Raw genomic sequence first — 24,392 nt, forward strand, 5'->3', positions numbered from 1 at the left:
CCCGCAGACGCGGATCGTGACCGCCACTCCACCAGCGGCCCAGCCGCGACGCGCTCGCGCTCCGGAAAGAGATTCGCTGCTCCTTCGTAGCGAGCTCGGCGCAGTGTCCTGCTCGCAGGGCGCGAAAAAGCGGGTGGCCGCTCCGTGCATCCGCAGTTCGGATCCGACCCACGGTGGTGGCCGGGTCGTGGCCGATCGGCTATTGACCGTAGACGGACTTCAGCATCTCCAGCGGAGGCGCGAGAGCAGTGATTTGGATCAGCTCGTCGGCGTGGCCGTCGCACCTGGTTTTCGAGTGTGGTGGAAGGCGAGGTTGAGGGTGAACGCGACGATCAGAGCAGCGACCGAGGGACTGCCGAAGATCAGCTGCCACCAGCCGGGGAACCGGTGGTAGATCTCCGGGGCGACCACCGGGAGCATGCCCACGCCGATCGAGACCGCGGCGATCAGCAGGTTGTCGCCGCGGTCGAGGCCCGCCCGGCGCAGGATGTTCACGCCGACCGCGGTCACGGTTGCGAAGTTCAGCAGCGAAATGCCGCCGATCACCGGCTCGGGCAGTGCCGCGATGAACTCGCCCAACTTCGGGATCGCGCCCAGCACGATCATGAACATCCCGGCGACGGCGGTGACGTACCGGCTGCGCACCCCCGTCATGATGGTGAGCCCGACGTTGCCGGCGAAAACGGTGTCGGGGAACGAGTTCATCGCGCCGCCCAGGACGCCGGAGAGGCCGTCGGCCGCGAGGCCCCGCGCCAGGTCCCGGTCGCCCAGTGGCTTGTCGACCGCCTCGCTCACGGCGATCATCTGCGCGGTCGATTCGGCGAACACGACCAGCATGACCACGCACATCGAGAGGATCCCCGCCACCGGGAACTCCGGGGCGCCGAAGTGCAGCGGGGTGACCACGCCGAACCAGTCGGCGCCACCGAGCCCGGAGAAGTCGGTGATGCCCATCGGGATCGCGGCGAGCGTGCCGCCGGCGAGCGCGAGCAGCACGCTGACCTGGGCGATGAACCCGCGCGTGAACCTCCTGAGCACGACGACGAAGAACACGGCACCCGCGGCCAGGGCGAGGTGGTCGACGCGGGCGTAGTCGGCGCTCGCGGGATCGTCGCCGGCGATCATCCCGGGCACGACGCCGAGCAGCGCCAGGCCGACCACGGTGATGACGATGCCACTGACCAGCGGCGGGAAGTAGCGGAGCGCGCGGGCGAACGGGAAGGCGATGGCCAGCCCGAACAGTCCCGAAACCAGCATCGAGCCCCACACCGCGGGAAGCCCGTACTCGTGGGCGATCATGATCATCGGCGTGATGCAGACGAACGAACCGCCCGTCACCAGCGGTAACCGGGCGCCGAGCAGCCGCCCGACGCCCAGGCCCTGGATCAGCGTGACGATGCCCGCGACCAACAGGTCGGCGTTGATCAGCATGCCGACGGTCTTGGTGTCCAGCCCGGCACCCTCGCCGAAGACCAGCGGGACGGCGATGGCTCCCGCGTACATCACCAGGGCGTGCTGGAGTCCGAAGCTGAAAAGCCGCCCGGCGGCGGGCACTTCGTCCACGGGGTGTGCGGTCCCGCCGCGAAGTGATCTCAGGAAGAACAAGGATGGCCGCCTCTCGGGGGGAGCGGGTCAGGGCGGGAACCCGGCCCGCCCCGGCGGAGGAGGTTCGTCAGCCGTTCCGCGCGCCGAGCAGCCGGGCGGCCTCGCGCGGCGAGTTCTCGTTGAGCTTGCCCGCACGGGACCCGGCGAGCTTCTCCGCGAGATGGCGGCCCACCGTCGTCGGCGGGTACAGCGGCTCCTCGCCCTCGGGCACGCAACCGGGCAGCACGGTGATCTCCGCGTCCCAGTTGCCGTCGTGGAAGTAGGCGGCGGAGCGCCGCCGGATGATGCGGCCCGCATCGTCGGTGGGCGGCAGCACCCGGTGCATCGTGGACAGCCACCGGTCGTTCGTCCACCTGGCCAGCAGATCGCCCAGGTTGACCAGCAGGCAGCCGGGCTCGGGCAGCACGTCGTGCCAGGCCCCGTCGGTGTCGAGGATCTGCAACCCGCGGACGCGGTCGGCCCACAGCACGGTCACGATCCCGTAGTCGGTGTGCGCGCCCATGCCCATCTGGTTGCGGTCGACCACGACCTCTTCGTCGGGCACGCGGTAGTTGTTCATCCGCAGCACGTCGAGGGAATGGTCGGTGAACGGCACGAAGTAGTCCTCGTCGAGGCCCAGTGCGCGCGCGAAGATCCGCAGCAGCCGGTCGGCGAGCCCATCGGCCTGCGTGCACCACTCCTCCACCGCCCGGCGGTAGCCCGGCACGGACGGCCAGATGTTGGCCGGGTAGTCGGCTTCCGGGAGGTCGAGGCCCGGGAACGCACCGGACTCGGTGCCGACGTTGAACGCCTCGAAGAGATCCTCGACCGGCGCGGGAACGCCCAGGCTCAGGCTGAGCTTCTCGGTGCGCGGCGGGGTGTAGCCGCGGTTGATGTTCGGTGAGGGAGCGCGCAGTCGCTTCTTCTCCTCCAGCGGCAGGGCGAAGAACGCGTCCTGCGCATCGGCGAACGACCGCACGGTGCCTTCGGGGATGCCGTGCCCGGCGATCTGCATGAAGCCAACGGTCCGCGCGGCCTCGTCCACGGCGGCCGCGATGGCGGTGCGGTCGGCATCGGTCCCGTCCAGCCACGCGGATATGTCGATGACGGGAACTTCCAGCACTCCGTCGATGGCTCTGGCCTTGCCCATGATGGGTGTCCCTTCTCGTCGCGGGTACGCCCACCGATTATGGCCGACAATGCGTCATTTTGATTGCTCTTGGTTATCTTTATGTTCTGACATCGATGTCACTGGAGATGAGCAGCACGACGTGCAGCGCCTCGTCGCCGAGCCGCTCCCAGCGGTGCCGGATGGCCCCCGGGTGGAACAGGCAGTCCCCGGGGCCGAGCCGGACGGACTCCTCGCCCTCCAGGTCGACCCGCACCTGGCCGCGCAGCACCAGCATGGCGTGGTCGCTCTCCCGCCAGAACCACCCACCGACGTCCTCGCCGGGCTCGACGAGGTACTCGACGATCTCGGCGATCAGGCCCGCGCCACGCGCGATCCGGGCCCGCGCGGTGTTTGAAAGTTCGTTCGCCGGGGCAAGTTCGCGCTCGTCGGCGCGCACCACCTGGACGCGCGGAGCGGCGGGCGGGGGCAGCAGGTCGGCCGGGGTGACGCCGAGCGCCTCGGCGAGGCGGTACAGCGTGTTGATCGACGGCGAGTTCAGCCCGCGCTCGACCTGGCTGAGGAACGGCTGGCTGATCCCTGCTTCCGCGGCCAGCGCGCGGGTGGTGAGCCCGGCCCGCTCTCGCGCGGCCCGAACCGCGGCCCCCACACGGGGGGACGTGTCGTCGCGATGCTCAGGCATGGCCATGCGGTGGGCGCCCTTCGGAACGAACGGGTGATAACTAATAGCAGTCAACCCGCATGGCGGCGACCTCGCATCCCCTGCGGCTCGACCACCCCATTCTCCTGCACGACGGTCCCGGTCACGCCGCTCCACCCGGGCCGGCCCGCCCGGCGCACCTCGAACGGCCGCACGGGCGGGACATAGCGCCAGGCACGTGGCGGCCGGCTGAGATCATTTCGCCATGACCATTGATCGGAGCAGCGCAGAGGTGCGCTTTCGGCTGACTCACGCCGGGTCGAAGGTCTCCGGGCAGTACCCGCTGGGATCCTGCTGGTCCGATGAGCAGGTCGCGGGCTGGTCTCGCTATCTCGTAACCACCGAATGAGCGTGCGGGCCGACCCCGTCATGATCGGGGTCGGCCCGCCGACAGCACGCGCGCGGTTCGAGATGTTCAGCTGCCGACGTTCTCCCTCGCGAGGAAGTTCTCGACGTCGAACATGTTGCCCTGCGCGCGATCCATGACGTTGAGCAGTGTGGACATGCGCGAGATCTCTTCGACCTGCTCGTGCAGGAACCACTGCATGAACTGCTCGGCGAGGTGGTCACCTTCGTCGCGGGCCGTCCGGGACAGGGTGGTGACCTCAGCGGTCGTCATCCGCTCCTGTTCCACTGCATGAGCGATGAGCTCGCGCGCATCGCCGAAGTCGTTGCGGACCGCCGGTATGCCCGGAATCTCCACGGCAATGTTGTTGTCCATCATGTACCGTACGATCTTCATCGCCTGATCGCGCTTCTTCTGCGCCTGCCTGTAGAAGCACGCCGCCAAGCGGGGCAGGTCCCGCTGCTCGTACCACACGGCAATCGCGAGGTACTGCTGCGAAGCCGTGAGCTCGTTGCCCACCTGCTCCTCCAGCAGGTTCTGCGCACGCGACGTGCGGGGTTCAATCTTCACCACGCTGGTCATGGGGTCAAACTAAGCTCCGCAGCAGACCGCTACCCAGCTATTCCAACATTTTCAATCCCATTGAGCGACAATAGGTATGGCAAGGCAAACCTGAACACACCTGGAGTCGTCGATCGCATTCTCGCCATCAGCCGACGATCAGCGCCCAGATGAAACGTCCGAATCACGGCTCCACCTCGACCAGCAGGACCGAGCCGGAGCTCGACCGTGCCGCGAACAGGCGAGCACGACTACCCATCCGAGAAGACGAGACTTCCACGGACTGCGGCAGTATCGAGCGAGTTCGCAAGCTCATCCGCGATCTGACCGGAAGCCATGAACAGCTCTTGGCGACCGCAAGATCGAAGAGAAATAACACATTCACAGATAGAGCGTTCTGTCCAATAGGGACGGCCGATGAAGCGTTCTGGGAGCCAGCAGGCCACGCCACACTCGAACGCGTCTTGGCCGCAAACTGAGAACGCGTCCCAGTCGCCGAAATGGTTCGCGGTCCACAATAGGAACTGCGCCATTCCCTGCTCGCTGTAGGAGTGGACCAGCGACGACAACACACCGTCGAGCACATCCCGGTCCCATGTGGACAGCTTCAGCGAGTCGGGCAGGCGAGCACCGCGGTCACGCGAAGGCGGCGCCATCGTGCAACCGCAAGTCTCCCAACGCATCTCGTGCACGGCCGTGAACGGCGACGCCTCGCCGCCACGGCCGGTCAATGTCTGCGGGTGCCCGCCGAGTCGAGGGCAATGCGGGCGCTACGTCACGCGGAACCGCCCCTGCTCGACCTCCGCGACCAGCCCCTTGCCGATCAAACGGTCCAGGTGTCGCATCGCCGTCCTCCGCTCCACCGGCTTCACGTGCGCGCCTTCAACGTGAGCCCGGTAGACAAGCCTGTGCTCGAGGATCTCCGCGACTGTCCGCGGTTCGTCGAGGAGCGCCAGGAGCATCGCGTCCCGCTTCTCCACCACACCAACGAAGTCGTCGAGCCGCCGGCGAAACTCGGCGGCACCCTCGATCACACCCTTCTGGTGCGACGTGCCGTACCAGCGAGCGTCGATCTCCCGGCACCGGCTCATGGACGCCTCGAAGTCCGCGAGGCTGCTGCCGACATCACCGTAGTAAGGACCGAACGATGTCAGGTCGATATCCGCCACGAACAGAAAGCCGTCCGGCTCGATCAGGAAGCCGCTGTGACCCGCCGTGTGGCCGGGAAGGTGCACAACGGTCACGGTGCGCCCGCCGAGGTCGAACACGGAGCCGTCGGTGAACGCCATCGCATCCGGACGATCCTCCACGTGGAACTGATCCCGCAACTTCCTGTCGGCATCGGCAGTGGCGTCGGGAGGGAGACCGAATCCGGCGACCATGACCGAGCGAGATCGCAGCGCGGCGATGTCTGCTTCGTGGATATTGACGGGCACGTCGTAGCTTCCAAGACCGGCGACGTGGTCCTCATGCGCGTGGCTCACGAGGACCACGTCCGCGGGTGGCGCCGCTTCGACGAGCGACAGCGACGGATCGACGACCAGCGTGGCGTCGGTGCCGCGCACGAGCAGCGAGTTGCCGAACGGGTAGGCACCCCGCTTAGCTCCGACGAGCACGGTGACCTCTCCGTACTCCATTTCCGTGTACCCCATGGCGACCAACTCGTGTTCCTCTCGCACGTTCTCGGCTGATTCGGTCTTGAACCGTGGTCGAGTTCCGAAAACCTGTCAATGGTCCAGGTCGGGCGCCTCGACTTCCGCCTCGCTGACGTCGAGGCTCGGCGGAGGACCTTCAGACTTTGCTGTTGTGGAGACGATCCGACATCCGGTCGATCATCCACATGGCACGCAAGGTCAGCGGATTGGCGATGGGCGTGGGAGCAAACCACGGCCGTACTCGCCATACGGCCCTGAGGTCGTCATGGAGCTCGTCGCCGGCGAGCCGGTCAGCGAGCAGCGTGCCGAGGTAGGGCGCCTGGGCGAGGCCGTGGCCGTGGCAGCCGATGGCGTAGAAGACGTTCCCCGTCGCTTCGCCCGCGATGGGCAGCCACGACGACGTCATCGCGATCCACCCGCCCCACGTCCGACCCAGCGCGACGTCGCGAAGCGACGGGAATCGGGTGCGGACCCTAGTAGGACTGAAGCTCGATCAGGTGGCCGTCGGGGTCGCGCAGGTGGGCGCTGCGCAGGTTCGGGCCCCACTCCGGTCGGTCGGTCGGGCCGATGACGAGGCGGCCACCGTGCTCCAGGCAGAGGGCAAGCCGCTTGTCCACATCGTCCACCCGGAAGACAAGCATTGCGGTGTCCTGCGCCGGGCCGGGTTGTGCGGGAAGCGTCCTGGTGCCAATGGTTGCGGCCATCGCGCCGCGGTCGAACAGCACCAGGACGGCCTCGGCATTGACGTCCCAGTTGGCGTAGGGGCCTTCCTGTGTGCCTTTGACGAGGCTCGCGCCGACCAGCGGCGGCAGGATCGCCTCGTAGAAGCGGAAGCACTCGGCGAAGCGGGTGACGAGCAGGCGGGAGTAGAGGGCATCCACAGCAGGGCTCCTCAGGTCGGCGGCCAACAAATTAGTGGGTCCACACCCACTATAGAGACTGTTTTGGATGTGGTGAGGTGCGGATGTGGTAGCGCGGGGTTTTGTCTTTGAAGCGGCGCAGCCGCTTAGCCCACCTATGCGACTTGCACCGCCGCGGGTTCTCAGGTGTCTTCTCGCGAGGACAGCCCCGACGTGGTGAATTGGCATTCATGATGTCGGGGATCCCACAGCGAGAAGGCGACAGCAACTCCCGCAGGGGGGCCGCCACCCGCACCGCCACGCAGATCGAGTTTGGAAACAGCCTCTATAGGTGGGCACCTTAGACTCGCACCGTGTCCGCCGATCGATCCACTCCGCCAACCCTGCTGGATCTCAGCACCTACCTGCTCTCCCGGGTCGGCAAGACCGCCCGCGGCCTACTGGCCGAGCGGCTGGCCGAGCGCGGCCTGCGACTGTGGGACATGGCGGCCCTCGCCGCGCTGGCCGACTTCGGGCCGCACGCCCAGCGCGACCTGGTTGTCCGGCTGGGCGTGGACCCGAGCGACATGGCCAAGGTGGTCGACCAGTTGGCCGCCGCCGGGTACGTCGACCGGGCACGCGACATGGCGGACCGGCGGCGGGTCTCCGTCTCCGTCACCCCTGCCGGGCGGGCCGTCCTGGCGGACCTGGACGCCGAGGCACGAGCCGTCCAGGACAAGGTGCTCGAGCCGCTGAACACGAAGGAGCGCCAATTGCTCCAAGGATTGCTGCTACGCGTCCACGAAGGACTGGCGGACGTCGACAGTTAGAAAGCCGCGATCACTTTCCGGAATTCTGCCGCTACCTGCGCGCAGCCGTTCCCTGCGCAGCCTCCAACTGCCGCAGACCCGCTTCCCGCTCGTCGGCCACGTTGAAGGAGAAGCAAACCCTCTACAAGCCAACACGCCCGGATCCCCACCCAGCCGCATCCCCGAGCCGCCACTTGGTCCGGCAGTGGGCCAATTAGCCGACATCTCAGATGTCTTCTGGCCGTTGGGTTTCGGCAAGAACGGCGGTTCACCGGCCGGGCCCACAGCTCTGGCGTCGGTGATCAGGTGCGGTCGGTCAGTCCGGCCGCGGTCAGGGTGAGGTGCTGTGTCAGTGCATCTGCCGCGGCGTCGGCGTCGCGGGCCAGTGCCGCCTCCTCCAGCCGGCGGTGCTCGCCAACGTGGTCGCGGTCGGGGGTTCGGTGCGCCGACCAGCGGCGAGCCAGCTCGCTCGCGGTCCACATCCGGTCGAAGGTCTCCAGCAGGATGGGGTTGCCGCAACCCTCCAGCAGGGTGCGGTGAAAGACCCGGTGGGCTTCGGACCATGCGTCGCTGATGTACTCGCCTTCTTCCGGCACGAACGGCGGGGTGCGGGCCAGACGGTGGTGGGCGGCTCGTACGCGGGCCTCCCAGTCGACGTCGCCGCGCTCGATGGACATGCGCAGCACGACCGGTTCGATGCTCCGGCGGGCCTCCGCGATCTCCTGCCAGCGGCGGTCGGAGAAAGCCGGGACGGCGAAGCCGCGGTTGGGCAGCCGGTCGGCGAGGCCATCGCCGACCACCCGCACGAGCGCCTCGCGCACGACGGCCAGGCTCACACCCAGTTCCTTTGCGAGGTCCTGCGGTTTGAGGGCGTCACCGGGGGCGTGGTCCCCGCGCATGATCGCGGCCCGCAGGTGCACGTAGACCTGCTCGGAGAGCATCTGCTTCCCCGACGAGGCCGAGGTGTGGACCGTCCGCGTCATGACCGCAGCATAGACAATCCAGTGGAAAATCGATTATTCGTGTTATGGTCGATCCAAGGCGACGGTGGCGCCTTGGATCGACGCTGCGGGCTTCCGTCGGCCAGATCACCGCCACTCCCGCAGCACGGCTCGAAAGGAACGACGCGATGAGCGCCAACGACCCTCACGCCCGGCGGCCCGAAGCGCGCGTGGGCGAAGACGCCGAGCGGATCGAGGTTTCCCGACTCATCCCCGCCCCCGCCGGCGCCATCTTCGCGGTCCTGACCGACCCGAAGGGCCACGTGGACATCGACGCGTCGGGAATGCTCATCGACGCCGAAGGGGAACCGGTCAAGCAGCCTGGCGACCGGTTCCTGGTCCACATGGACCGGGAAGCTCTCGGGGACGTTCCCCTGGGCAAGTACGACGTCGAGGTCGTCATCACGAAGCTCACCCCGGACCAGGAAATCGCCTGGACCGTCGAAGGCCGGCTCCGGCCTCATGCCCGCCACATCTACGGCTACCGGCTGGAGCCTGCCGAGGACGGCACCCTCGTCACCTCTTACTACGACTGGTCGGAGATCGACGAGGAGTGGCGGGAGCGCATCACCTTCCCGGTGGTCCCAGAGTCCGCCCTCAAGGCCACCCTCGGGATCCTCGAGCGCACCGTCCGCCGGCGAGGCGGTGCCAACGCCTACTGAGACAGAGAGATCAACGGGCCGATTTCGCTGAGACACGGCCAAAAGGCGGCTACGCCGAACTGAAGGCGCTTGCTCGCCGTTCGTAGGACTGGTTGGCCATCAGGCGTGCGGTAGGTCCGTGACGCGGTTGAAGCCGGTTTGTTCGTACCGGCTCGGCAGTGGTCGCTGATCACGACAAGCCGTTCGGCATGGTGATCGGCAGACGTCCGCATCTTGTTGGCAGCGCACGTGCATCCCGGGAAGGCGATCGGGCAGCTCTACGGCTCTCCTTCCAGCAATAGGCGCAGCCGGGTTTCGAGGACGCTGCGCTGCGGAGCATCCGGTGCCATCAGGTCACGTGCTTTCTCCAGCACTTCCAGATCGTCGCGCCCGGCGTCGGTGTTGGCGAAACGCCAAAGCAGCTCCGGGCTCCCGGTGGCCAGCGCCAACCCGCGCAACGACGCCAGGAGTTCGTCGCGTTCGGCGCGGATCGCGACGGACTCCGAGCGCGGCAGCAGCAGTCCAGCGTGGTCGACGGCGGCTTCGGCGTCACCCCGGCTCAGCGCTTCGCGGACGGCGTGCAGATCGCTGTCGAGATCGGCGGCGATCCGGTACGGCCTGGTCTTGACCACGTCCTGGCCGAGTGCGTTGCGGATGCGGTGGATCTCAACGCGGACCGTGGTGGGGTTGCCCTGCTCTCCGTGCAGGAGCAGCGCCAGCCGCTCCGCGTTCAGGCCTCCCGGATGCATCGCGAGCAGCGCGAGGATCTCCGCGTGCCGCAAGCTCAGCTCGTGCCGCACACCGTCCACTGTGGCCATTGGAACCTTGTCGCCGAGCAGCCTCAACGACAACTGCGGCCGGCGACGGGACCGGGGCTGCCCGACGCGCAGCAGGTAGCCGCCGTCGAGCGGTTCGACCTCGGCGTCCTCACCGTCGTCCAACCGGACCGTTCCGCTGTCGTCGAGGCCGATCCGCTGCCCCGGCACGAACCGCGCCGAGGGTGTGCTCGCGACGATCCGTCCACTGGGGCTCAGCAGTGCCGCATCCCGACCGGACTCGGTGAGGTGGTGGGCGTTGCGCTCCCGGAGCAGGTCGTCGGAGGCGGCCAGGCGCCAGCGGAGTTCGCTCTCGACCAGCCGCGCACCGGCCACCACGAGCGCGAGCAGCGCCGGGTGCATGGTGTGCAGCGGCCCGCTGAGGTCGACCGCCCCGAGCAGTGCACCCGTGTCGGGGTCGCGGACGGGGCACGCGGCGCAGGTCCAGGAGTGGTAGGCCCGCACGAGGTGCTCGGCGGAATGGATCTGGACGGGAGCACCGGTGGCGAGCGTGGTGCCCATCGCGTTCGTACCGATCGCGCTCTCGGCCCACCGGGTGCCTTCGGCGAGCAGAACCCGGTCGGCGTCGCGGCATACCCGGGCGTCCCCTTCCCGCCAGAGGATGTTGCCGTCGGCATCGGTGATGATCATGACGTGGCCGGTGCCGTCGGCCGCATCGAGCAACGTCTGGCGCAGCATCGGCACCCAACGCGCCAACGGGTGCTCCCGGCGGATGTCGGCGAGCCTGCCGGAGGCGAACGACAGCGGCGGTTCCCTGCGATCGGGGTCGATCCGGGCTTCCAGCGAACGCCGCCAGGACTCGACGACGACCGGCCGCGGCTCGTGCGGCGACTCATCACCGGCCAGAACGGCAGCATGCACCCGCTCGAGCAGCCGGGCGCGCTCGAGCGGATCGACCGATGTGCCGTCGCTGGTGTTCATCAGCCTGCTGAAATGTGTCGGAATCGCCAGGGGACTTCGTCGCTGGACTGTTCATAGTGCGGGGCGCGCCGGTTGCAGGCAAGTATCGCGGCTCCCGGTTGCAACGTCGCTGCAACGTTGCGACTCCTAGCTTCTCGCCACACAGAGGCATGAGTGGCCCAGGTCACGACGGCTCGCGAGAGCCGCACCCACACGAGAGGCGAACGATGGTTCTGCATGCAGCCCCGGGAACCGCAGGTTCGGCGGTCGAGTTCCGCTCGCGCTACGACCACTTCATCGGTGGCGAGTACGTGGCCCCGGCCGGTGGAGATTACTTCGAGAACCCCACGCCGGTGACGGGCCAGGTGTTCACCGAGATCGCCCGCGGCACGGCCGACGACGTGGAACGCGCGCTCGACGCCGCCGAGGGCGCCGCGCCCGCGTGGGGCCGCACGTCGGTGGCGGAGCGGTCGGGGATCCTGCTCAAGATCGCCGACCGCATGGAGGCCAACCTGGAGAAGCTCGCGGTCGCCGAGAGCTGGGACAACGGCAAGCCGGTCCGCGAGACGCTGGCGGCCGACATCCCGCTGGCGATCGACCACTTCCGCTACTTCGCGGGGGCGCTGCGCAGTCAGGAAGGGTCGATCTCACAGATCGACGACGACACCGTCGCCTACCACTTCCACGAGCCGCTGGGCGTCGTCGCCCAGATCATCCCGTGGAACTTCCCGCTGCTGATGGCGACCTGGAAGCTGGCACCGGCGCTGGCGGCGGGCAACGCCGTGGTGCTCAAGCCCGCCGAGCAGACACCGGCATCGATCCACGTGCTGGTCGACCTCATCGCCGACCTGCTACCCGCCGGTGTCCTCAACGTGGTCAACGGCTTCGGTGTGGAGGCGGGCAAGCCGCTGGCCTCCAGCTCGCGGGTGCGCAAGGTCGCCTTCACCGGCGAGACGACCACCGGCCGACTCATCCTGCAGTACGCCAGCCAGAACATCATCCCGGTGACCGTCGAGCTCGGCGGGAAGAGCCCGAACATCTTCTTCGACGACGTCGCGGCGGCCAACGATTCCTTCTACGACAAGGCGTTGGAAGGCTTCACGATGTTCGCCCTCAACCAGGGCGAGGTGTGCACGTGCCCGTCGCGGGTGCTGATCCAGTCCGGCATCTACGACGGATTCCTGACCGACGCGGTGGCCCGAACCGAGAAGATCAAGCAGGGCAACCCGCTGGACACCGACACCCAGATCGGCGCCCAGGCCAGCAACGACCAGCTGGAGAAGATCCTGTCCTACATCGACATCGGCAAGCAGGAAGGCGCGAAGGTCCTCACCGGCGGCCACCGGGTCGAGCTCGAAGGCGACCTGGCCGGCGGCTACTACGTCGCCCCGACGATCTTCGAGGGCCACAACAAGCAGCGGATCTTCCAGGAGGAGATCTTCGGCCCCGTCGTCTCCGTCACCAGCTTCGACGACTACGACGACGCCATGAAGATCGCCAACGACACCCTCTACGGCCTCGGCGCCGGAGTGTGGTCCCGCAACGGCACCACCGCCTACCACGCCGTCCGCGACATCCAGGCCGGCCGGGTGTGGGTGAACAACTACCACGCCTACCCCGCCCACGCCGCGTTCGGCGGCTACAAGCAGTCCGGCATCGGGCGCGAAAACCACAAGATGATGCTCGACCACTACCAGCAGACCAAGAACATGCTCGTGTCCTACTCCAACAACGCGCTCGGGTTCTTCTGATGGTCGCCAGGGTCGACGTGACCCCGGAGGCGGCGGAGCAGATCCGCCGCCTCCGGGCGCGGCACGGGCCCGTGATGTTCCACCAGTCCGGCGGATGCTGCGACGGCAGCGCCCCCATGTGCTACCCGGCGGGCGAATTCGCAACCAGCGACGCCGACGTGCACCTCGGCGATCTCACCGTGGACGGCCAAGCCGTCCCGGTGTGGATGTCGAAGGCGCAGTTCGAGTACTGGAAGCACACCCATCTGACCATCGACCTGGTGCCGGGTCGGGGCAGCGGGTTCTCCCTGGAAGCCCCGGACGGCGTCCGGTTCCTGATCCGCTCCCGCCTGCTCACCGACGACGAGTGGAAACGACTGGAAGGGAGCTGAACACCAGTCCAGGCGCGTGCCCACCCGCTGCGGGGAAGGGAACGTTCGGCGCCGGATCGCGGGCCGGCGCAACGTCACCGCGAGAACCGGCTGCCGCGCTTTGCGACTCGCTCAGCGCGCTAGGTAGGCGCCCATGAGGGCCTGGACCTCGTAGACGTCGACGCCCTTGCCGAACTGCTTCGTGATCGGCTCGGCGTTGCCGGAAAGCCAGATCTTCAGCTCGGCGTCGAGGTCGAAGGTGCCGGCGGTCTCGACGGAGAAGTGGGTGATGCTGCGATACGGAATCGAGTGGTACTCGACCTTGCGGCCGGTCACGCCCTGCTTGTCGACGAGGATCAAGCGCCGGTCCGTGAACAGGAACGAGTCCCGGACCAACTGGTAGGCGGCATGAACCTCCTCGCCCTGCGCCAGCAGGCGCCCGAACTCCTGCGCTGCCGCACGAGGATCGACACGCGAAGCGTTGCCCAGCATCCCGTCGAAAAGTCCCACGCACACTCCCTGCCGAAGATCCGATGCCTTGCGATCACAGTAACGAAACGCCGGATGCCCGACACCGCCCCTCCGAGCATCGGCGCAGCGTCAGAGATCAAGCAGCTCGCCGAACACGTCAAGACCCACGTCGACGCGAGACGCAATGCGCTCGTGCCGATGGTCATCGGTGCCGTTGTGCCGGATCTGCAGCTGGTTTCGCGTCTCGTGGGCCGAGCACCCTCGCGGCGTCGCGCTCGGGATTCACTGCGATCAGTGCGATCGCGCTGGCGGCGAAGGCGGCCGCGCCGAAGATCTGGAACGCCGCGGCGTAGCCGGAAGCGGGCGATTCGGCCGCGTCCACGATCACACCCGTCAGATACGGCGCGATCAGCCCTCCTGCCGACATCACGCCCAGGAACACGCCGTGGCATCCGGCGCCTACGACATGGTGATGGCGCTCGGCGTGGAGAAGCTCAAGGACTCCGGCTACTCGGGCCTGACCCGCGCCAACCCACCGTCGGACGGCACCGCCACAACCCTCACCGCGCCCGCCCGCTTTTCCCTGCTGGCACCCGCGTACCAGGCGAAGTACGACGTGTCACGAGCGGACTTCAAGCGTGCGATGACCCGCGTGGCGTGGAAGAACCACTACAACGGAGCCCGCAACGAGCGTGCCCAGTTCCGGTCCGAGGTCGCCGAGGAGACCATCGCAGCCGCCGCCCCGGTAGCCGGCGACCTCGGCGTGTTCGACTGCTCCGGCGTCAGCGACGGCGCGGCGGCGGCGATCATCGTGCGCGCCGAGGACGCGTACCGGTTCACCGACCGGCCCCTCTTCGTCAAGGCGCTGGCGTTCGCCGCCGGCCCAGGCACCGGCACCTTCGATCCGGACTACGACTACACCAGCTTCGAGGAGGTGGTGCGCTCCGCGCAGGACGCGTACGCGCAGGCTGGTGTCGAGTCCGCTGCCGAGGATCTGATGATGGCCGAGGTGCACGACTGCTTCACGCCTACCGAACTGGTGCTGATGGAGGACCTGGGATTCTCCACCCGCGGCCAGGCCTGGCAGGACACCCTGAACTCCCGGTTCACCCTCACCGGCGACCTCCCGGTGAACACCGACGGCGGGTTGAAGAGCTTCGGCCATCCGATCGGAGCCTCAGGCCTCCGGATGCTGTTCGAGTGCTGGCTGCAGCTGCGCGGCGAAGCACCACCGGAGCGCCAAATCGGGCACCGGGGCAAGCGATACGGCCTCACCCACAACCTCGGTGGCGGCCCAGGCGAGTGCGTGTCATTCGTGTCGATCGTCGGCCCGGAGCCCGGAGCCCGGAGCCCGGAGCCCGGAGCCCGGAGCCCGGATGAACCCTGTCAGGTGGCCGGTAGCAGTACCGAGGAATCCGGTTCTCGCCCGGTGGTGAAACCGCCGACGATCGATCTGCTTTCCAGGTCCACGATGCTGACCTGATCGCCGCCTCCGAGTTGCGAGACGTAAGCCAACGCCGCGTTCGGGTGGAAGGACACCGCCGACGGCGTTCCCGGCAGCCTCAGGGACCAGAGCCGCCGCAGGTCCGGCGTGAATGCGGTGAGGCTGTTGTCCGCGATATCGGTCATCAGCACCACGCCGTCGGGTCGTGCGTACACGCGCAGCGGGTCTCCTGGCACGGGCACCGTCGTGCGCACAGTCATCCGGTGCGCGTCCAACGCCACCAGCCTGTGACTGCGTCGAGCGCCGACGTAAAGAGTGCGTTCGTCGTGGCTGAGGCAGAGTCCTTCGGGGCGCTCGCCCGGTGTCATCACGACGGGTCGCGCGACCGGGTCGTACGGCCGGACCAGGCTGACCGTGTGCGAGAGCAGTCCTGTCACGTAGGCGCGTTCGCCGTCCCGGCTGATCGCGAACAGGTGCGTCTTGACGCCATCGGTCGGCACCGCCCGCGTCGGTTCCTGGTCGGTGGGCGGATCGTCGAAGCCCAGCAACGTCGCCTTCGCCTCGCTCAGCGCGTACAGGCGATCCCGCGCGTCCGTGCCCACACCGTGAATCCGGTTGAACGGCCGGAGATCCACCGTTCGGATCAGCTTGCGCGCGGCCAGGTCGAGTACGAAGACCGCAGCACCGCCTTCCCCGGTATCGGAGGACATTCGGACGCCGTAGTGACCGACGTAGCCCAATCGTCGCCGGGAGTCCGCCGCGAGTTCGTGCGGATAGTGCGGAAGCGCGATGGAGTCCTGTCGCCGTCCGGTCGACGTGTCGTAGAAGCTCACCGCATGACTGCTCTTCTCCACCACGGCAAGCACATCCCCCTCGGACGGCGCAGCTGGCTGCGCCGCCCGAATCGCGGAAGGAGCCACCGCGGCCACCGCCGCGACGTCTCGGATTCCCTTGATCACCGCACGCCGGGTCACCATGCGCTGATCTTCACATCCGGGCGGGATTTCGGATCGGTGGTCGCCGGAAAATCACCGGGACGGCCCGATGCACGCGGGTGCGGTCGGCCGACCGCACCCGCGGCCGCGGTCAGGTCAGCTCCCGAAATCCCACTTGTGGCCCCAGTAGCTGTCTGCGGTGATCTCCTCGGCCGAGTAGGAGTTTTCGTCGACCAGCATGCCCGCGCAGCCGACCTCGAGGTCCCAGCCGCCCGGGGTGCGGACGTAGAACGACACCATCTTGTCGTTCGTGTGGCGCCCCAACGTGGACGACACGTGGTAGCCGGCGTCCACGACCCGGTCCAGCGCGCGGCCGACCTCGTCGAGGGTCTCGCACTCCACCATGATGTGGACCAGGGCGGGCGACTTGAGATCCGCCGACGGCAGCAGCGCCAGGCTGTGATGACGCGCGTTCACACCCATGAACCGGAGCCGGACCGGGCCGTATTCCACGGGTGCCGGCAGCCGGAACGCCCCTCGCGGCAGGAACCCGAGCGTCTCGGCGTAGAAGCGGTACGCCTCGTCCAGGTCGCTCACCGGCACCACCACGTGCCCCAGCCCCAGCGCCCCGGTGACGAAGCGGTTCCCGAACCTCGTCGCGACCGGGCTGTGGTCCAGCGCCGGGCCGTGGAAGATCTCCAGCGGGGTCCCGCCCGGTGCTTCGAAGGCGATTCCCGCCTCCACCCGGCGGGCATCGGCCTCCTCCAGGGTCAGCGGCTTCGGGGCGAGCCCGGCCGTCTCGACCGCGGCCTGGACCCGCTGGAGTGCCAGGTGGTCGCGGACCTCCCAGCCCACGGCCTCCACCCGGTCCACGTCGCCGGGCAGGACGACGATCCGGCCGATCCGCTCGTCCACGCGCAGGTACAGCGCATCATCCTCGGGCCCGCTGCCCTCGGCGAAACCGATGGTCTCGAAGGCGAACTTCCGCCAGGCGTCCAGATCCGTGGCGCGGATCCGGACGTAGCCCAGTGAGCTGATGTCGGTCATGCCCTTCCTCTCTCCATGCAGTAGGCGCCGGACGTCGTCGGCGCGGCTCGGTTCAGATCAGCGCCCGGAGCGGCCCGTCCGGCTCGATGCCCAGCGACGTCAGGGCATTCGAGTGGTAGATCGAACCCGGGATGTGGATGGCGTGCTGCAGGCCGACGTGCGCGTCGCGCCAGAAGCGCTGCATCGCGTTGTTGCGGCGCACCGCGTTCCCGCCGGACCGGGCGAAGATCTCGTCGACCGCGGACACCGCGCGCCACGCGCATCGGACCTGGTTGCGGCGCACCACCGACCGGTCCTCGAAGCTGATCGGCCGGCCCGCGTCGACCAGGTCGTAGAGCCGGCTGACGCCGTCGAGCAGCTGCGTGCGCGATCCGGCGATCTCCGCGGCGGCTTCGGAGATCGCGTACATCGTGTGCGGGTCGTCGCGGACCCGGGTGCCGGCCGCCATGACCCGGTCCCGCTGGTAGTCGAGGTGGCAGGCGAGCGCGCCTTCCGCGATGCCGACGACCGCCGCCGTGATGCCCAGCGGGAACATCGTCCAGAACGGCAGCCGGTACACCGTGTCGGTGCGGCCGGCGCGCTGGGCGGCCAGCTCGCCTTGGGCGACCTCCTCGGCGTCGATCGTCCGGTACGCCGGGATGAACGCGCCGTCGACGACGACGTCCTTGCTCCCCGTGCCGCACAGCCCGATGACGTCCCAGGAGTCCTCGACGATCGTGTAGTCCTTCCGCGGCAGGACGACGTGCATCGTCTTCACCGGTTGCGCGGGCTTGCCGTCTGCGTCGCCGAGGAGCGCGCCGAGGAAGATCCAGTCGCAGTGGTCGGTTCCGGAGGAGAACTGCCACCGGCCCCGGAGGACGTAACCACCGTCCGTCGGGGTGGCGACGCCGCTGGGCATGTACGGAGAAGCGATCCAGGTGTCGCGGTTCTCCCCCCAGACCTCCTCCTGGAGCCGCCGGTCCATGAGCGCCATCTCCCACGGGTGGACTCCGCCCACACCGCACACCCAGCCCGTCGATCCGCACACCTTCGCGACCGCCATCACGGCTTCGGCGAAATCGCGCGGGTGGGCCGCGAATCCGCCGAAGTCGGTCGGCTGCAACAGCCGCATGACCCCGGCTTCGCGCACCAGCTTGACGCTCTCATCCGCCAGCTTGCCTTGGCGCTCGGTCTCCTCCGCGGTCGCCGCGAGCCGGGCGGCGACCTCCTCCACTCGGCGAACCACATCGTGCGCCATGCACGCACCTCCGGACTGATCAAGATGGCCGCTCCCGCACCGATGTGCCAGGGCGTGTTCGACGCTAGGTCCGGCCTGCGGGCCGGTCCCACCGCTGCTCCCGCTGACCGGGATCGACCGGTGCGCCGGGCTTCCGCGGCAACGGCCCGCACCCGCGGATCTTCCCAAGCAAGCGCTTGGCTAGCTATGCTCCTCGACGCCGATGTCGGTGGCGATCGCCGGCGCCGCGACCGCGGGCACGGCAGAAGGGCGGGAACAAGTGGCTGACGAATCCGAGGGCGCGGCCCCGTTGACCGTCGACGGGCTCGACGAACTTCGCGCGGCCGTCGGCACGACGCTCGGCCCCACCGCGTGGCTCCAGATCGACCAGGCGCGGATCGACGGCTTCGCCGACGTCACCGGCGATCACCAGTGGATCCACGTCGACCCGGTGCGGGCGCGCGAGTCCGCGTTCGGGTCGACGATCGCGCACGGCTACCTCACGCTGTCGCTGTGCAACTACTTCCTGCCCCGACTGCTGTCGGTGCGCGGCGTCAGCATGGGGGTCAACTACGGCGCCGACCGCGTCCGCTTCCCGGCGCCGGTGCCCGCCGGATCCCGCATCCGCGGCCGCGGCGAGGTGCTCGCCTGCGTCGACGTGCGCGGCGGGGTCCAAGCGACGATCCGGATCACCGCGGAGGTCGAGGGCCAGGCCAAGCCGGCGTGCGTCGTCGAGACGCTCAACCGCTGGCTCGCCTGACCCCACCGACCGGAAACCCCTGTCCCACAACGGACCAGGACGCCGTCGGCTCGTGCCGTCACGAGGCGGACTGCACGTCCTCGGGGCTCCAGAACGCCCGCATGCTCGTGATCCGCCCGGCCTCGTCGAAGGTCATGACGTCGATCGGCTCGACCTCGACCGCCCCGTCCGGCGTCTTGGTGCGCACGCGGAAGTGGAACGCGGCGCTGTCGCCGGCCACCCGCACAGCGATCAGCTCGCTCTCCCGGCGCAGGTTCTCGATGGCCGAGTAGAACTCGGCGATCGCGCCCCGGCCGCGCAACGGCTCACTACCCACCGGATCTTCGAGCGTGGCGTCCTCCTCGTACAGCGCCGCGATCTCCGCCGCTCCCCCGGTCCCGATGGCCTTCACATAACTCGCGACGACGTCGCGGATGACGGACGGCTCCGGCATGTCCGATGTCCTCTCCTCGTGGTCGGCCCGCTCAGCAGCGGGCTGGTGGCGGTGATCCGGATCGGACCGCCGACTCCTCGCACCGGCTGCGAGGAGTCGACCTTCCCGGAATCACGGCTGCGGAACGCGGATCCGGCCATCGCGCACCGCCGTTTCGATGCTGTCGCGCAGCTTCAGGCAGGTCAGCACCGTTGCGCGGTCGGCGGTCGGGCTTTGCGCGAGCTCGACGCACTGCTCGGTGTCGGACGTCCACTGCACGAGCGTGTGGGCAAGGCTGTTCTTCTTGACCAGCACGCACGTGCCGCAGCTGTGGCAGGACACGGGCTGGAGCGGAATTTCCTCGTCAGTCATGGATCGCGCCGATCAGGCGGTGGTGGCGCTGTCGTCGACGATGATCCGGCCGTTGGCCAGGTTGTCGTCGACCTCGGCCTGCCAGAACTGGATCGCCCGCTCGGTGTCGATCTCGAACTCGAACCGCTGGGTCATCTCCGGCGTGACCTCCTCGACATCGACGTAGAACTGCTCGTACCAGCGCCGCAGCTGGTAGACCGGGCCGTCCTCCTCGCACAGCAGCGGATTGTCGATCTTCGCCTTGTTCTGCCAGATCTCGACGTCCTGCAGGAAGCCCTTCTCCACTCCCGCGGCGAACGCCTGGGCCATCTGCTCGGCCTCCTCGTCGGACATGCCGTCCGGCTTCTTGACCATCGCGCCCCACTGCAGCACGAAGCTCGTGGGGGACACCGGGTAGTGGCAGTTGATCAGCACCGTCTCGATCGTCTGGTCGCCGACGTCGCTCCACAGGTAGTCGATCATGTAGGAGGGGCCGTAGTAGGAGGCGCTCGAACGCAGGCTGCTGTCGTCGGAGTAGTTCGTGCCGATCTTCACGTCCGGCCGCGCCTTGCTGTGCATCGTCTGGGTGGCGACGTGGCCCTCGAACACGTTCTTGAAGTAGGTCGGGAACGAGTAGTGGATGTAGAAGAAGTGCGCCATGTCCACCACGTTGTCGACGATCTCCCGGCAATTCGATCCGTCGATCCGCAGCGAGTTCCACGTCCACGACGTCCACTCGTCCGAGTCCGTGCCGGGGATCTCCGGGATCGTCACGTCCGGCGGAGGCTGCTTCCCCTGCGGGTCGTTCCACACGAACAGCTGCCCGTTGCGCTCCAGGACGGTCCACGCCTTCGTGCGGGCCCGCGGCGGCACCCGCCGCGCGTACGGGATGCTCGCGCAGCGCCCGCTGCCCGACCAGCGCCAGTCGTGGAACGGGCAGGCGACCTCGTCGCCCTTGATGGTGCCCTGGCTCAGGTCGCCGCCCATGTGCGGGCAGTAGGAGTTGAGCACGTTCAACTTCCCGCTGCTGTCGGCGAACACGACCAGCTTGGTGCCGAACGCCTCGATCGCGTGCGGTTTTCCGTCCCGGTAGTGGTCGGCAAGGCCGAGGCAGTGCCAGCCACGGGCGTAGCGAGTCGGCGGAGCCACCGCCTCGATCACTCGCACCTCGTTCTCGCCCGCTGTCTGCAGTGACGTCATGAGGGCTCCTTCGCCTCCGTCTTGCCGATTCGCCTCAATGGTGGGAAGTCTGAGCGGGGCGAAACAGTCGCCCTCCCGCTCACCGAGACCGATCTCAACCGGCGCGGGCCGCAACTGCGCTGTGCCCGGGAGAACCACCGCCGGTTCCGATGATCCCGCAGCGCGACTCCGCGATGGCCTGGTACTCGGTCATTCGCTTGTCCGCCGCCGCATCGCCAGTCCTCGTCCGACGGATCGCAGCACTGCTAACGTAGCAAGCGCTTGGTCGACTTGGCGGAAAGTGATGTCGCGCCGTCGAAGAACGCGCCCGGGCCACCGCGCCGCCGAGGACGGAACCGTTCAGGAGGAAACCCATGAGGCTGTCCGGGAAAGTCGCTTTCATCACCGGCGCCGCGCAGAGCCAGGGCCGCAGCCACGCCGTGCGGCTGGCCGAGGAGGGCGCAGACATCATCGCCGTGGACATCTGCCGGCAACTCGACCTCGTCCAGTACCCGATGGGCACCGAAGAGGGGCTGGCCGAGACCGCTCGCCTGGTCGAGAAGCTCGGGCGGCGCATCCACACGGCTGTTGCGGACGTGCGGGACAAGGATGCGCTCGCAGCCGTCCTCGACTCGGGCGTGGCCGAGCTGGGCAGGCTCGACATCGTGGCCGCGAACGCGTCGATCTGCACCACGCAGCCGTCCGAGGACCTGACCGCCGAGATCTGGCAGACCACGCTGGACATCAACCTCACCGGGGTGTGGAACACCTGCGCGGCCGCCATCCCCCACCTGCTCGCCTCTGGCGGCGGCAGCATCGTGATCACCGGTTCCACCGCGTCCCTCAAGGGACTGCCCTTCTTCCTGCCCTACGTGGCCGCGAAGCACGCGGTGGTCGGCGTCGCGCGATCGCTCGCGCTGGAGTTCTCCGACCGGGGCATCAGGGTGAACACGATCCACCCCACCGGCGTCGACACGCCTCAGGGGCACTCGCCGGTCCTGCCGACGCTCTTGGAGAAGCGGCCGGATCTCGGACCGCTGTTCATCAACACCCTTCCGGTGCAGCGCATCGAGCCGATCGACATCAGCAACGCGCTGGTGTACCTGGCTTCCGACGAGGCCCGGTACGTGACCGGCGCGAACTTCCCGGTGGATGCGGGCAACACGATCCGCTGAGCAAGCAGGCCGCCCGTTGTCCCGGCGTGATCGGCGGGAACAACGGGCGGCCGGTCGTCGCTCACCGGCGACCACCGCGTCAGTCGACGAGCGAGCCGAGGCGATCGCTCGCGGTCACCCCGCCGTCGACGAACACCGTGCTTCCGGTGACGAAGCTGGCTTCGGCGCTGAGCAGGAAGCGGACGACGGACGCGACCTCCTCCGGTTGCCCGACGCGGCCGAGCATCGCGTCGCCGCTCATCCGAGCCATGCGCCGGGTGTCGGCGAGGCTGCGCCCCAGCATCGGCGTGTCGATGTACCCGGGGCAGACCGCGTTGACCCGAACCCCGGCGGCGCCGAGCTGCGCGGCCAGCGACCGCGTCAGCCCGAGGACTCCCGCCTTGGAAGCGCTGTAGGACGGGATGTTCGCCTGCCCGAGGGTCGCGTTTATCGACGAGATCGCGACGATGGCCGAGCCCGGCAGCGCTTCGAGGTCGTCGGCGAGCGCGGCGGCCGCATAGGCGAACGCCGTGAGGTTGACGTCGAGGACGCGCTGCCACGCGTCGCGCGACAACTTCGTCATCGGCGTCGAGTCGACCACGCCCGCGGCATGCACGAAACCGCCGATCCTGCCGACGACCCGCCGGGCTTCGCCGAGCACGTCGTCGTACCGGGCCACGTCGGCGACGTCGATCCCGGACATGGCGACCGGCACCCCGTGATCGTGCTCGATCTGCTCCGCGACTGCGGTCGCGCCCTTTTCGTCGCGGTCCCACAGCACCACCGGTCGACCGGCGGCCGCCAGGGTGCGGGCGCAGGCCGCGCCGATCCCGGATGCCGCGCCGGTGACCAGCACCGGCGTCTTCGGAGATGTCATGGCACTCATCGCGTTTCCTCCATCGTCGCACCGGAATCCGATCGGTCCGCGACGGCCGGGCCGTCGTCGGTGAGGTCGCGGCCCCTGGTCTCGGCGATGAGCCAGATCGACACGATCGTGATCGCCGCCGACAGGGCCGCGATGGCGGTCAGCGGCAGGCTCGAACCCCCGGTGGCGGCGACGAGGCTGGTGGCGATCAGCGGGGTGAAGCCGGCGCCGAGCAGGCTGGCGAGCTGGTAGCCGAGCGAGACACCCGTGTACCGGACGCGGGTGCCGAACATCTCCGAGAGCATCGGCGCCAGCGGCGAGTACATCAGGTTCTGCAGCACCTGGGCGATCATCAGCCCGACCGTCATGACCACCACGGAGCCGCTGTCGACCATGGCGTAGAGCGGCAGTGCGAAGAGCACCGTGCCGACCGCGCCCACCATGACCACGCGGCGCCGCCCGAACCGGTCGGACAAGGCGGAGAACAAGGGGATGCAGACGATCGAGACGGACACCGTGAACAGCAGCGCCCGCATGACATCGGACATCTGGTACCCGAGACCGGTGGCGTAGGCGATGATGTGCGAGCTGGTCAGGGCCGTGAGCGCGAAGGGGCCGATACCGGCGGCGCACGCCAGGACGAGAGCGCGCGGCTGCCGCAGCAGCTGCAGCGCGGGCACCTTGGGCTGTGCCTGGGATTCCGCGGCGGCGGCAGCTTCTCGGAACACCGGGCTTTCGACGACGCTCAGCCGGACGTACAGCCCGATCATCAGCAGCACCGCGCTCAGCAGGAAGGGCACCCGCCAGCCCCAGGAGAGGAAGGCCTCGCTCGGCAGGAGGGTCACCAGCGTGACCGCAGCCGTGGAGAGCAGGAAGCCGAACGGCGAGCCGAGCTGCATGATCCCGACCCACGCCCCCCGGCGCCGGGAGTCGGCGTGCTCGATGACCATCAGCGCCGCCCCGCCGTACTCCCCGCCGACCGCCACGCCCTGCACGATGCGCAGCAGGACGAGCAAAATCGGGGCGGCGAAGCCGATCTTGTCGTAGGTGGGCAGGACGCCGATGAGGAAGCTGGCGCCTCCCATCAGCATCATGGTCACCACGAGCATCGACTTGCGCCCGAGCCGGTCGCCGAAATGCCCGAACAGGAGCCCGCCCAGGGGACGTGCCACGTAGCCGGCCGCCAACGTGCCGAAGGCGGCGACGGTCGAGACGCCCGGGGTGAGCGCCGGGAAGTAGAGCTTCCCGAACACCAAGGCCGCCATCGTGCTGTAGAGCAGGAAGTCGTAGTACTCGATGACGGTTCCCAGCAGGCTGGAAAGCGCCACCTTGCGCAGTTGCGCTGACCCGGCGGAAGACGGGCCGGCTCCCGTCGGGATTGGTTCCTGCGAGTTCATCGGGGGCCTCCAGCCACTACCCGACCAATGGGGATTTCCTATGTGGACCGTTCATCGGT

27 protein-coding genes and 1 pseudogene are annotated in these 24,392 nt (G+C 68.4%); 8 read left to right on the forward strand and 20 right to left on the reverse strand.

The window, feature by feature from the left end:
- Positions 1 to 258: 258 nt before the first annotated feature.
- From AB0I53_RS20425 to AB0I53_RS20435, 3 genes are all read right to left on the reverse strand, one after another.
- Positions 259 to 1,563, reverse strand: coding sequence for a nucleobase:cation symporter-2 family protein (locus AB0I53_RS20425; protein ID WP_358604954.1), 1,305 nt, complete (start codon positions 1,561 to 1,563; stop codon positions 259 to 261).
- A 109-nt stretch (positions 1,564 to 1,672) separates the two neighbouring features.
- The gene (locus AB0I53_RS20430) at positions 1,673 to 2,734 is read right to left on the reverse strand and encodes a 2-oxoglutarate and iron-dependent oxygenase domain-containing protein (protein ID WP_358604957.1); all 1,062 of its coding nucleotides are present in this window, start codon (positions 2,732 to 2,734) and stop codon (positions 1,673 to 1,675) included.
- 79 nt (positions 2,735 to 2,813) lie between these two features.
- Positions 2,814 to 3,395 (reverse strand): XRE family transcriptional regulator, encoded by a 582-nt coding sequence (locus AB0I53_RS20435; protein ID WP_358604960.1) that lies wholly within the window; start codon positions 3,393 to 3,395, stop codon positions 2,814 to 2,816.
- A gap of 223 nt (positions 3,396 to 3,618) precedes the next feature.
- On the opposite strand from AB0I53_RS20435, the gene AB0I53_RS20440 reads away from it, so the two are divergent.
- Complete coding sequence (locus AB0I53_RS20440) at positions 3,619 to 3,762, forward strand: hypothetical protein (RefSeq protein ID WP_358604963.1); 144 nt, start codon at positions 3,619 to 3,621, stop codon at positions 3,760 to 3,762.
- Positions 3,763 to 3,828: 66 nt separating this feature from the next.
- On the opposite strand, the gene AB0I53_RS20445 is transcribed toward AB0I53_RS20440, so the two are convergent.
- From AB0I53_RS20445 to AB0I53_RS20465, 5 genes and pseudogenes are all read right to left on the reverse strand, one after another.
- Positions 3,829 to 4,341, reverse strand: a complete 513-nt coding sequence (locus AB0I53_RS20445) for a ferritin (protein WP_358604966.1) — start codon at positions 4,339 to 4,341, stop codon at positions 3,829 to 3,831.
- A 230-nt stretch (positions 4,342 to 4,571) separates the two neighbouring features.
- A complete protein-coding gene (locus tag AB0I53_RS20450; protein WP_358604969.1) occupies positions 4,572 to 5,051 on the reverse strand; it encodes a hypothetical protein in 480 nt (159 codons plus the stop codon).
- A 39-nt stretch (positions 5,052 to 5,090) separates the two neighbouring features.
- Positions 5,091 to 5,972, reverse strand: coding sequence for an MBL fold metallo-hydrolase (locus tag AB0I53_RS20455; RefSeq protein WP_358605148.1), 882 nt, complete (start codon positions 5,970 to 5,972; stop codon positions 5,091 to 5,093).
- Between the two features lie 139 nt (positions 5,973 to 6,111).
- A pseudogene (locus tag AB0I53_RS20460) lies at positions 6,112 to 6,438 on the reverse strand (FAD-dependent oxidoreductase); the annotation flags it as partial.
- Positions 6,439 to 6,448: 10 nt separating this feature from the next.
- A complete protein-coding gene (locus AB0I53_RS20465; protein WP_358604972.1) occupies positions 6,449 to 6,856 on the reverse strand; it encodes a VOC family protein in 408 nt (135 codons plus the stop codon).
- A 332-nt stretch (positions 6,857 to 7,188) separates the two neighbouring features.
- Between AB0I53_RS20465 and AB0I53_RS20470 the strand changes: the two genes are divergently transcribed.
- The gene (locus AB0I53_RS20470; protein WP_358604975.1) at positions 7,189 to 7,644 is read left to right on the forward strand and encodes a MarR family winged helix-turn-helix transcriptional regulator; all 456 of its coding nucleotides are present in this window, start codon (positions 7,189 to 7,191) and stop codon (positions 7,642 to 7,644) included.
- Positions 7,645 to 7,925: 281 nt separating this feature from the next.
- Here the strand turns inward: AB0I53_RS20470 and AB0I53_RS20475 are convergent, their stop codons facing one another.
- Positions 7,926 to 8,564, reverse strand: a complete 639-nt coding sequence (locus tag AB0I53_RS20475) for a GntR family transcriptional regulator (protein WP_358605151.1) — start codon at positions 8,562 to 8,564, stop codon at positions 7,926 to 7,928.
- Between the two features lie 188 nt (positions 8,565 to 8,752).
- Here AB0I53_RS20475 and AB0I53_RS20480 point away from each other — a divergent pair, with 188 nt between their 5' ends.
- A complete protein-coding gene (locus tag AB0I53_RS20480; protein WP_358604978.1) occupies positions 8,753 to 9,286 on the forward strand; it encodes an SRPBCC family protein in 534 nt (177 codons plus the stop codon).
- Positions 9,287 to 9,543: 257 nt separating this feature from the next.
- Here the strand turns inward: AB0I53_RS20480 and AB0I53_RS20485 are convergent, their stop codons facing one another.
- Positions 9,544 to 11,022: a GAF domain-containing protein gene (locus AB0I53_RS20485; RefSeq protein ID WP_358604981.1), complete on the reverse strand. Its 1,479-nt coding sequence runs from the start codon at positions 11,020 to 11,022 to the stop codon at positions 9,544 to 9,546.
- A gap of 206 nt (positions 11,023 to 11,228) precedes the next feature.
- On the opposite strand from AB0I53_RS20485, the gene adh reads away from it, so the two are divergent.
- Positions 11,229 to 12,752 (forward strand): aldehyde dehydrogenase, encoded by a 1,524-nt coding sequence (gene adh / locus AB0I53_RS20490; protein WP_358604984.1) that lies wholly within the window; start codon positions 11,229 to 11,231, stop codon positions 12,750 to 12,752.
- Positions 12,752 to 13,123, forward strand: a complete 372-nt coding sequence (locus AB0I53_RS20495; RefSeq protein ID WP_358604986.1) for a DUF779 domain-containing protein — start codon at positions 12,752 to 12,754, stop codon at positions 13,121 to 13,123. Before adh ends, AB0I53_RS20495 begins: the two co-directional genes overlap by 1 nt.
- 111 nt (positions 13,124 to 13,234) lie before the next feature.
- Here AB0I53_RS20495 and AB0I53_RS20500 read toward each other — a convergent pair whose 3' ends face one another.
- Together AB0I53_RS20500 and AB0I53_RS20505 are read right to left on the reverse strand one after the other, a co-directional pair.
- Positions 13,235 to 13,612 carry a PH domain-containing protein gene (locus AB0I53_RS20500; protein WP_358604989.1) on the reverse strand — a complete coding sequence of 126 codons (378 nt, stop codon included), beginning with the start codon at positions 13,610 to 13,612 and terminating at the stop codon, positions 13,235 to 13,237.
- 163 nt (positions 13,613 to 13,775) lie between these two features.
- Positions 13,776 to 14,015: a hypothetical protein gene (locus AB0I53_RS20505; protein WP_358604992.1), complete on the reverse strand. Its 240-nt coding sequence runs from the start codon at positions 14,013 to 14,015 to the stop codon at positions 13,776 to 13,778.
- Positions 14,016 to 14,018: 3 nt separating this feature from the next.
- Between AB0I53_RS20505 and AB0I53_RS20510 the strand changes: the two genes are divergently transcribed.
- Positions 14,019 to 15,056: an acetyl-CoA acetyltransferase gene (locus AB0I53_RS20510; RefSeq protein WP_358604995.1), complete on the forward strand. Its 1,038-nt coding sequence runs from the start codon at positions 14,019 to 14,021 to the stop codon at positions 15,054 to 15,056.
- On the opposite strand, the gene AB0I53_RS20515 is transcribed toward AB0I53_RS20510, so the two are convergent.
- From AB0I53_RS20515 to AB0I53_RS20525, 3 genes are all read right to left on the reverse strand, one after another.
- The gene (locus AB0I53_RS20515) at positions 14,960 to 15,994 is read right to left on the reverse strand and encodes a YncE family protein (protein ID WP_358604998.1); all 1,035 of its coding nucleotides are present in this window, start codon (positions 15,992 to 15,994) and stop codon (positions 14,960 to 14,962) included. The two genes, AB0I53_RS20510 and AB0I53_RS20515, sit on opposite strands and share 97 nt — an antisense overlap.
- A 114-nt stretch (positions 15,995 to 16,108) precedes the next feature.
- Complete coding sequence (locus AB0I53_RS20520; RefSeq protein WP_358605001.1) at positions 16,109 to 16,999, reverse strand: VOC family protein; 891 nt, start codon at positions 16,997 to 16,999, stop codon at positions 16,109 to 16,111.
- A 52-nt stretch (positions 17,000 to 17,051) separates the two neighbouring features.
- The gene (locus AB0I53_RS20525; protein WP_358605004.1) at positions 17,052 to 18,236 is read right to left on the reverse strand and encodes a hydroxylase; all 1,185 of its coding nucleotides are present in this window, start codon (positions 18,234 to 18,236) and stop codon (positions 17,052 to 17,054) included.
- 202 nt (positions 18,237 to 18,438) lie between these two features.
- Between AB0I53_RS20525 and AB0I53_RS20530 the strand changes: the two genes are divergently transcribed.
- A complete protein-coding gene (locus AB0I53_RS20530) occupies positions 18,439 to 18,975 on the forward strand; it encodes a MaoC family dehydratase (protein ID WP_358605007.1) in 537 nt (178 codons plus the stop codon).
- A 58-nt stretch (positions 18,976 to 19,033) separates the two neighbouring features.
- Here the strand turns inward: AB0I53_RS20530 and AB0I53_RS20535 are convergent, their stop codons facing one another.
- From AB0I53_RS20535 to AB0I53_RS20545, 3 genes are all read right to left on the reverse strand, one after another.
- A complete protein-coding gene (locus AB0I53_RS20535; protein WP_358605010.1) occupies positions 19,034 to 19,408 on the reverse strand; it encodes a nuclear transport factor 2 family protein in 375 nt (124 codons plus the stop codon).
- A 111-nt stretch (positions 19,409 to 19,519) separates the two neighbouring features.
- Complete coding sequence (locus AB0I53_RS20540; protein ID WP_358605013.1) at positions 19,520 to 19,702, reverse strand: hypothetical protein; 183 nt, start codon at positions 19,700 to 19,702, stop codon at positions 19,520 to 19,522.
- Positions 19,703 to 19,771: 69 nt separating this feature from the next.
- A complete protein-coding gene (locus tag AB0I53_RS20545; RefSeq protein ID WP_358605016.1) occupies positions 19,772 to 20,938 on the reverse strand; it encodes a Rieske 2Fe-2S domain-containing protein in 1,167 nt (388 codons plus the stop codon).
- 353 nt (positions 20,939 to 21,291) lie between these two features.
- On the opposite strand from AB0I53_RS20545, the gene AB0I53_RS20550 reads away from it, so the two are divergent.
- Positions 21,292 to 22,092 (forward strand): mycofactocin-coupled SDR family oxidoreductase, encoded by an 801-nt coding sequence (locus AB0I53_RS20550; protein ID WP_358605019.1) that lies wholly within the window; start codon positions 21,292 to 21,294, stop codon positions 22,090 to 22,092.
- 79 nt (positions 22,093 to 22,171) lie between these two features.
- Here the strand turns inward: AB0I53_RS20550 and AB0I53_RS20555 are convergent, their stop codons facing one another.
- Together AB0I53_RS20555 and AB0I53_RS20560 are read right to left on the reverse strand one after the other, a co-directional pair.
- A complete protein-coding gene (locus AB0I53_RS20555) occupies positions 22,172 to 22,948 on the reverse strand; it encodes an SDR family oxidoreductase (protein WP_358605022.1) in 777 nt (258 codons plus the stop codon).
- A 5-nt stretch (positions 22,949 to 22,953) separates the two neighbouring features.
- Entirely contained in the window at positions 22,954 to 24,333 is a 1,380-nt protein-coding gene (locus AB0I53_RS20560; protein WP_358605026.1) for an MFS transporter, read from the reverse strand.
- Positions 24,334 to 24,392 lie beyond the last annotated feature (59 nt).

The organism is Saccharopolyspora sp. NPDC050389 (assembly GCF_040655595.1).
Classification (GTDB): domain Bacteria; phylum Actinomycetota; class Actinomycetes; order Mycobacteriales; family Pseudonocardiaceae; genus Saccharopolyspora.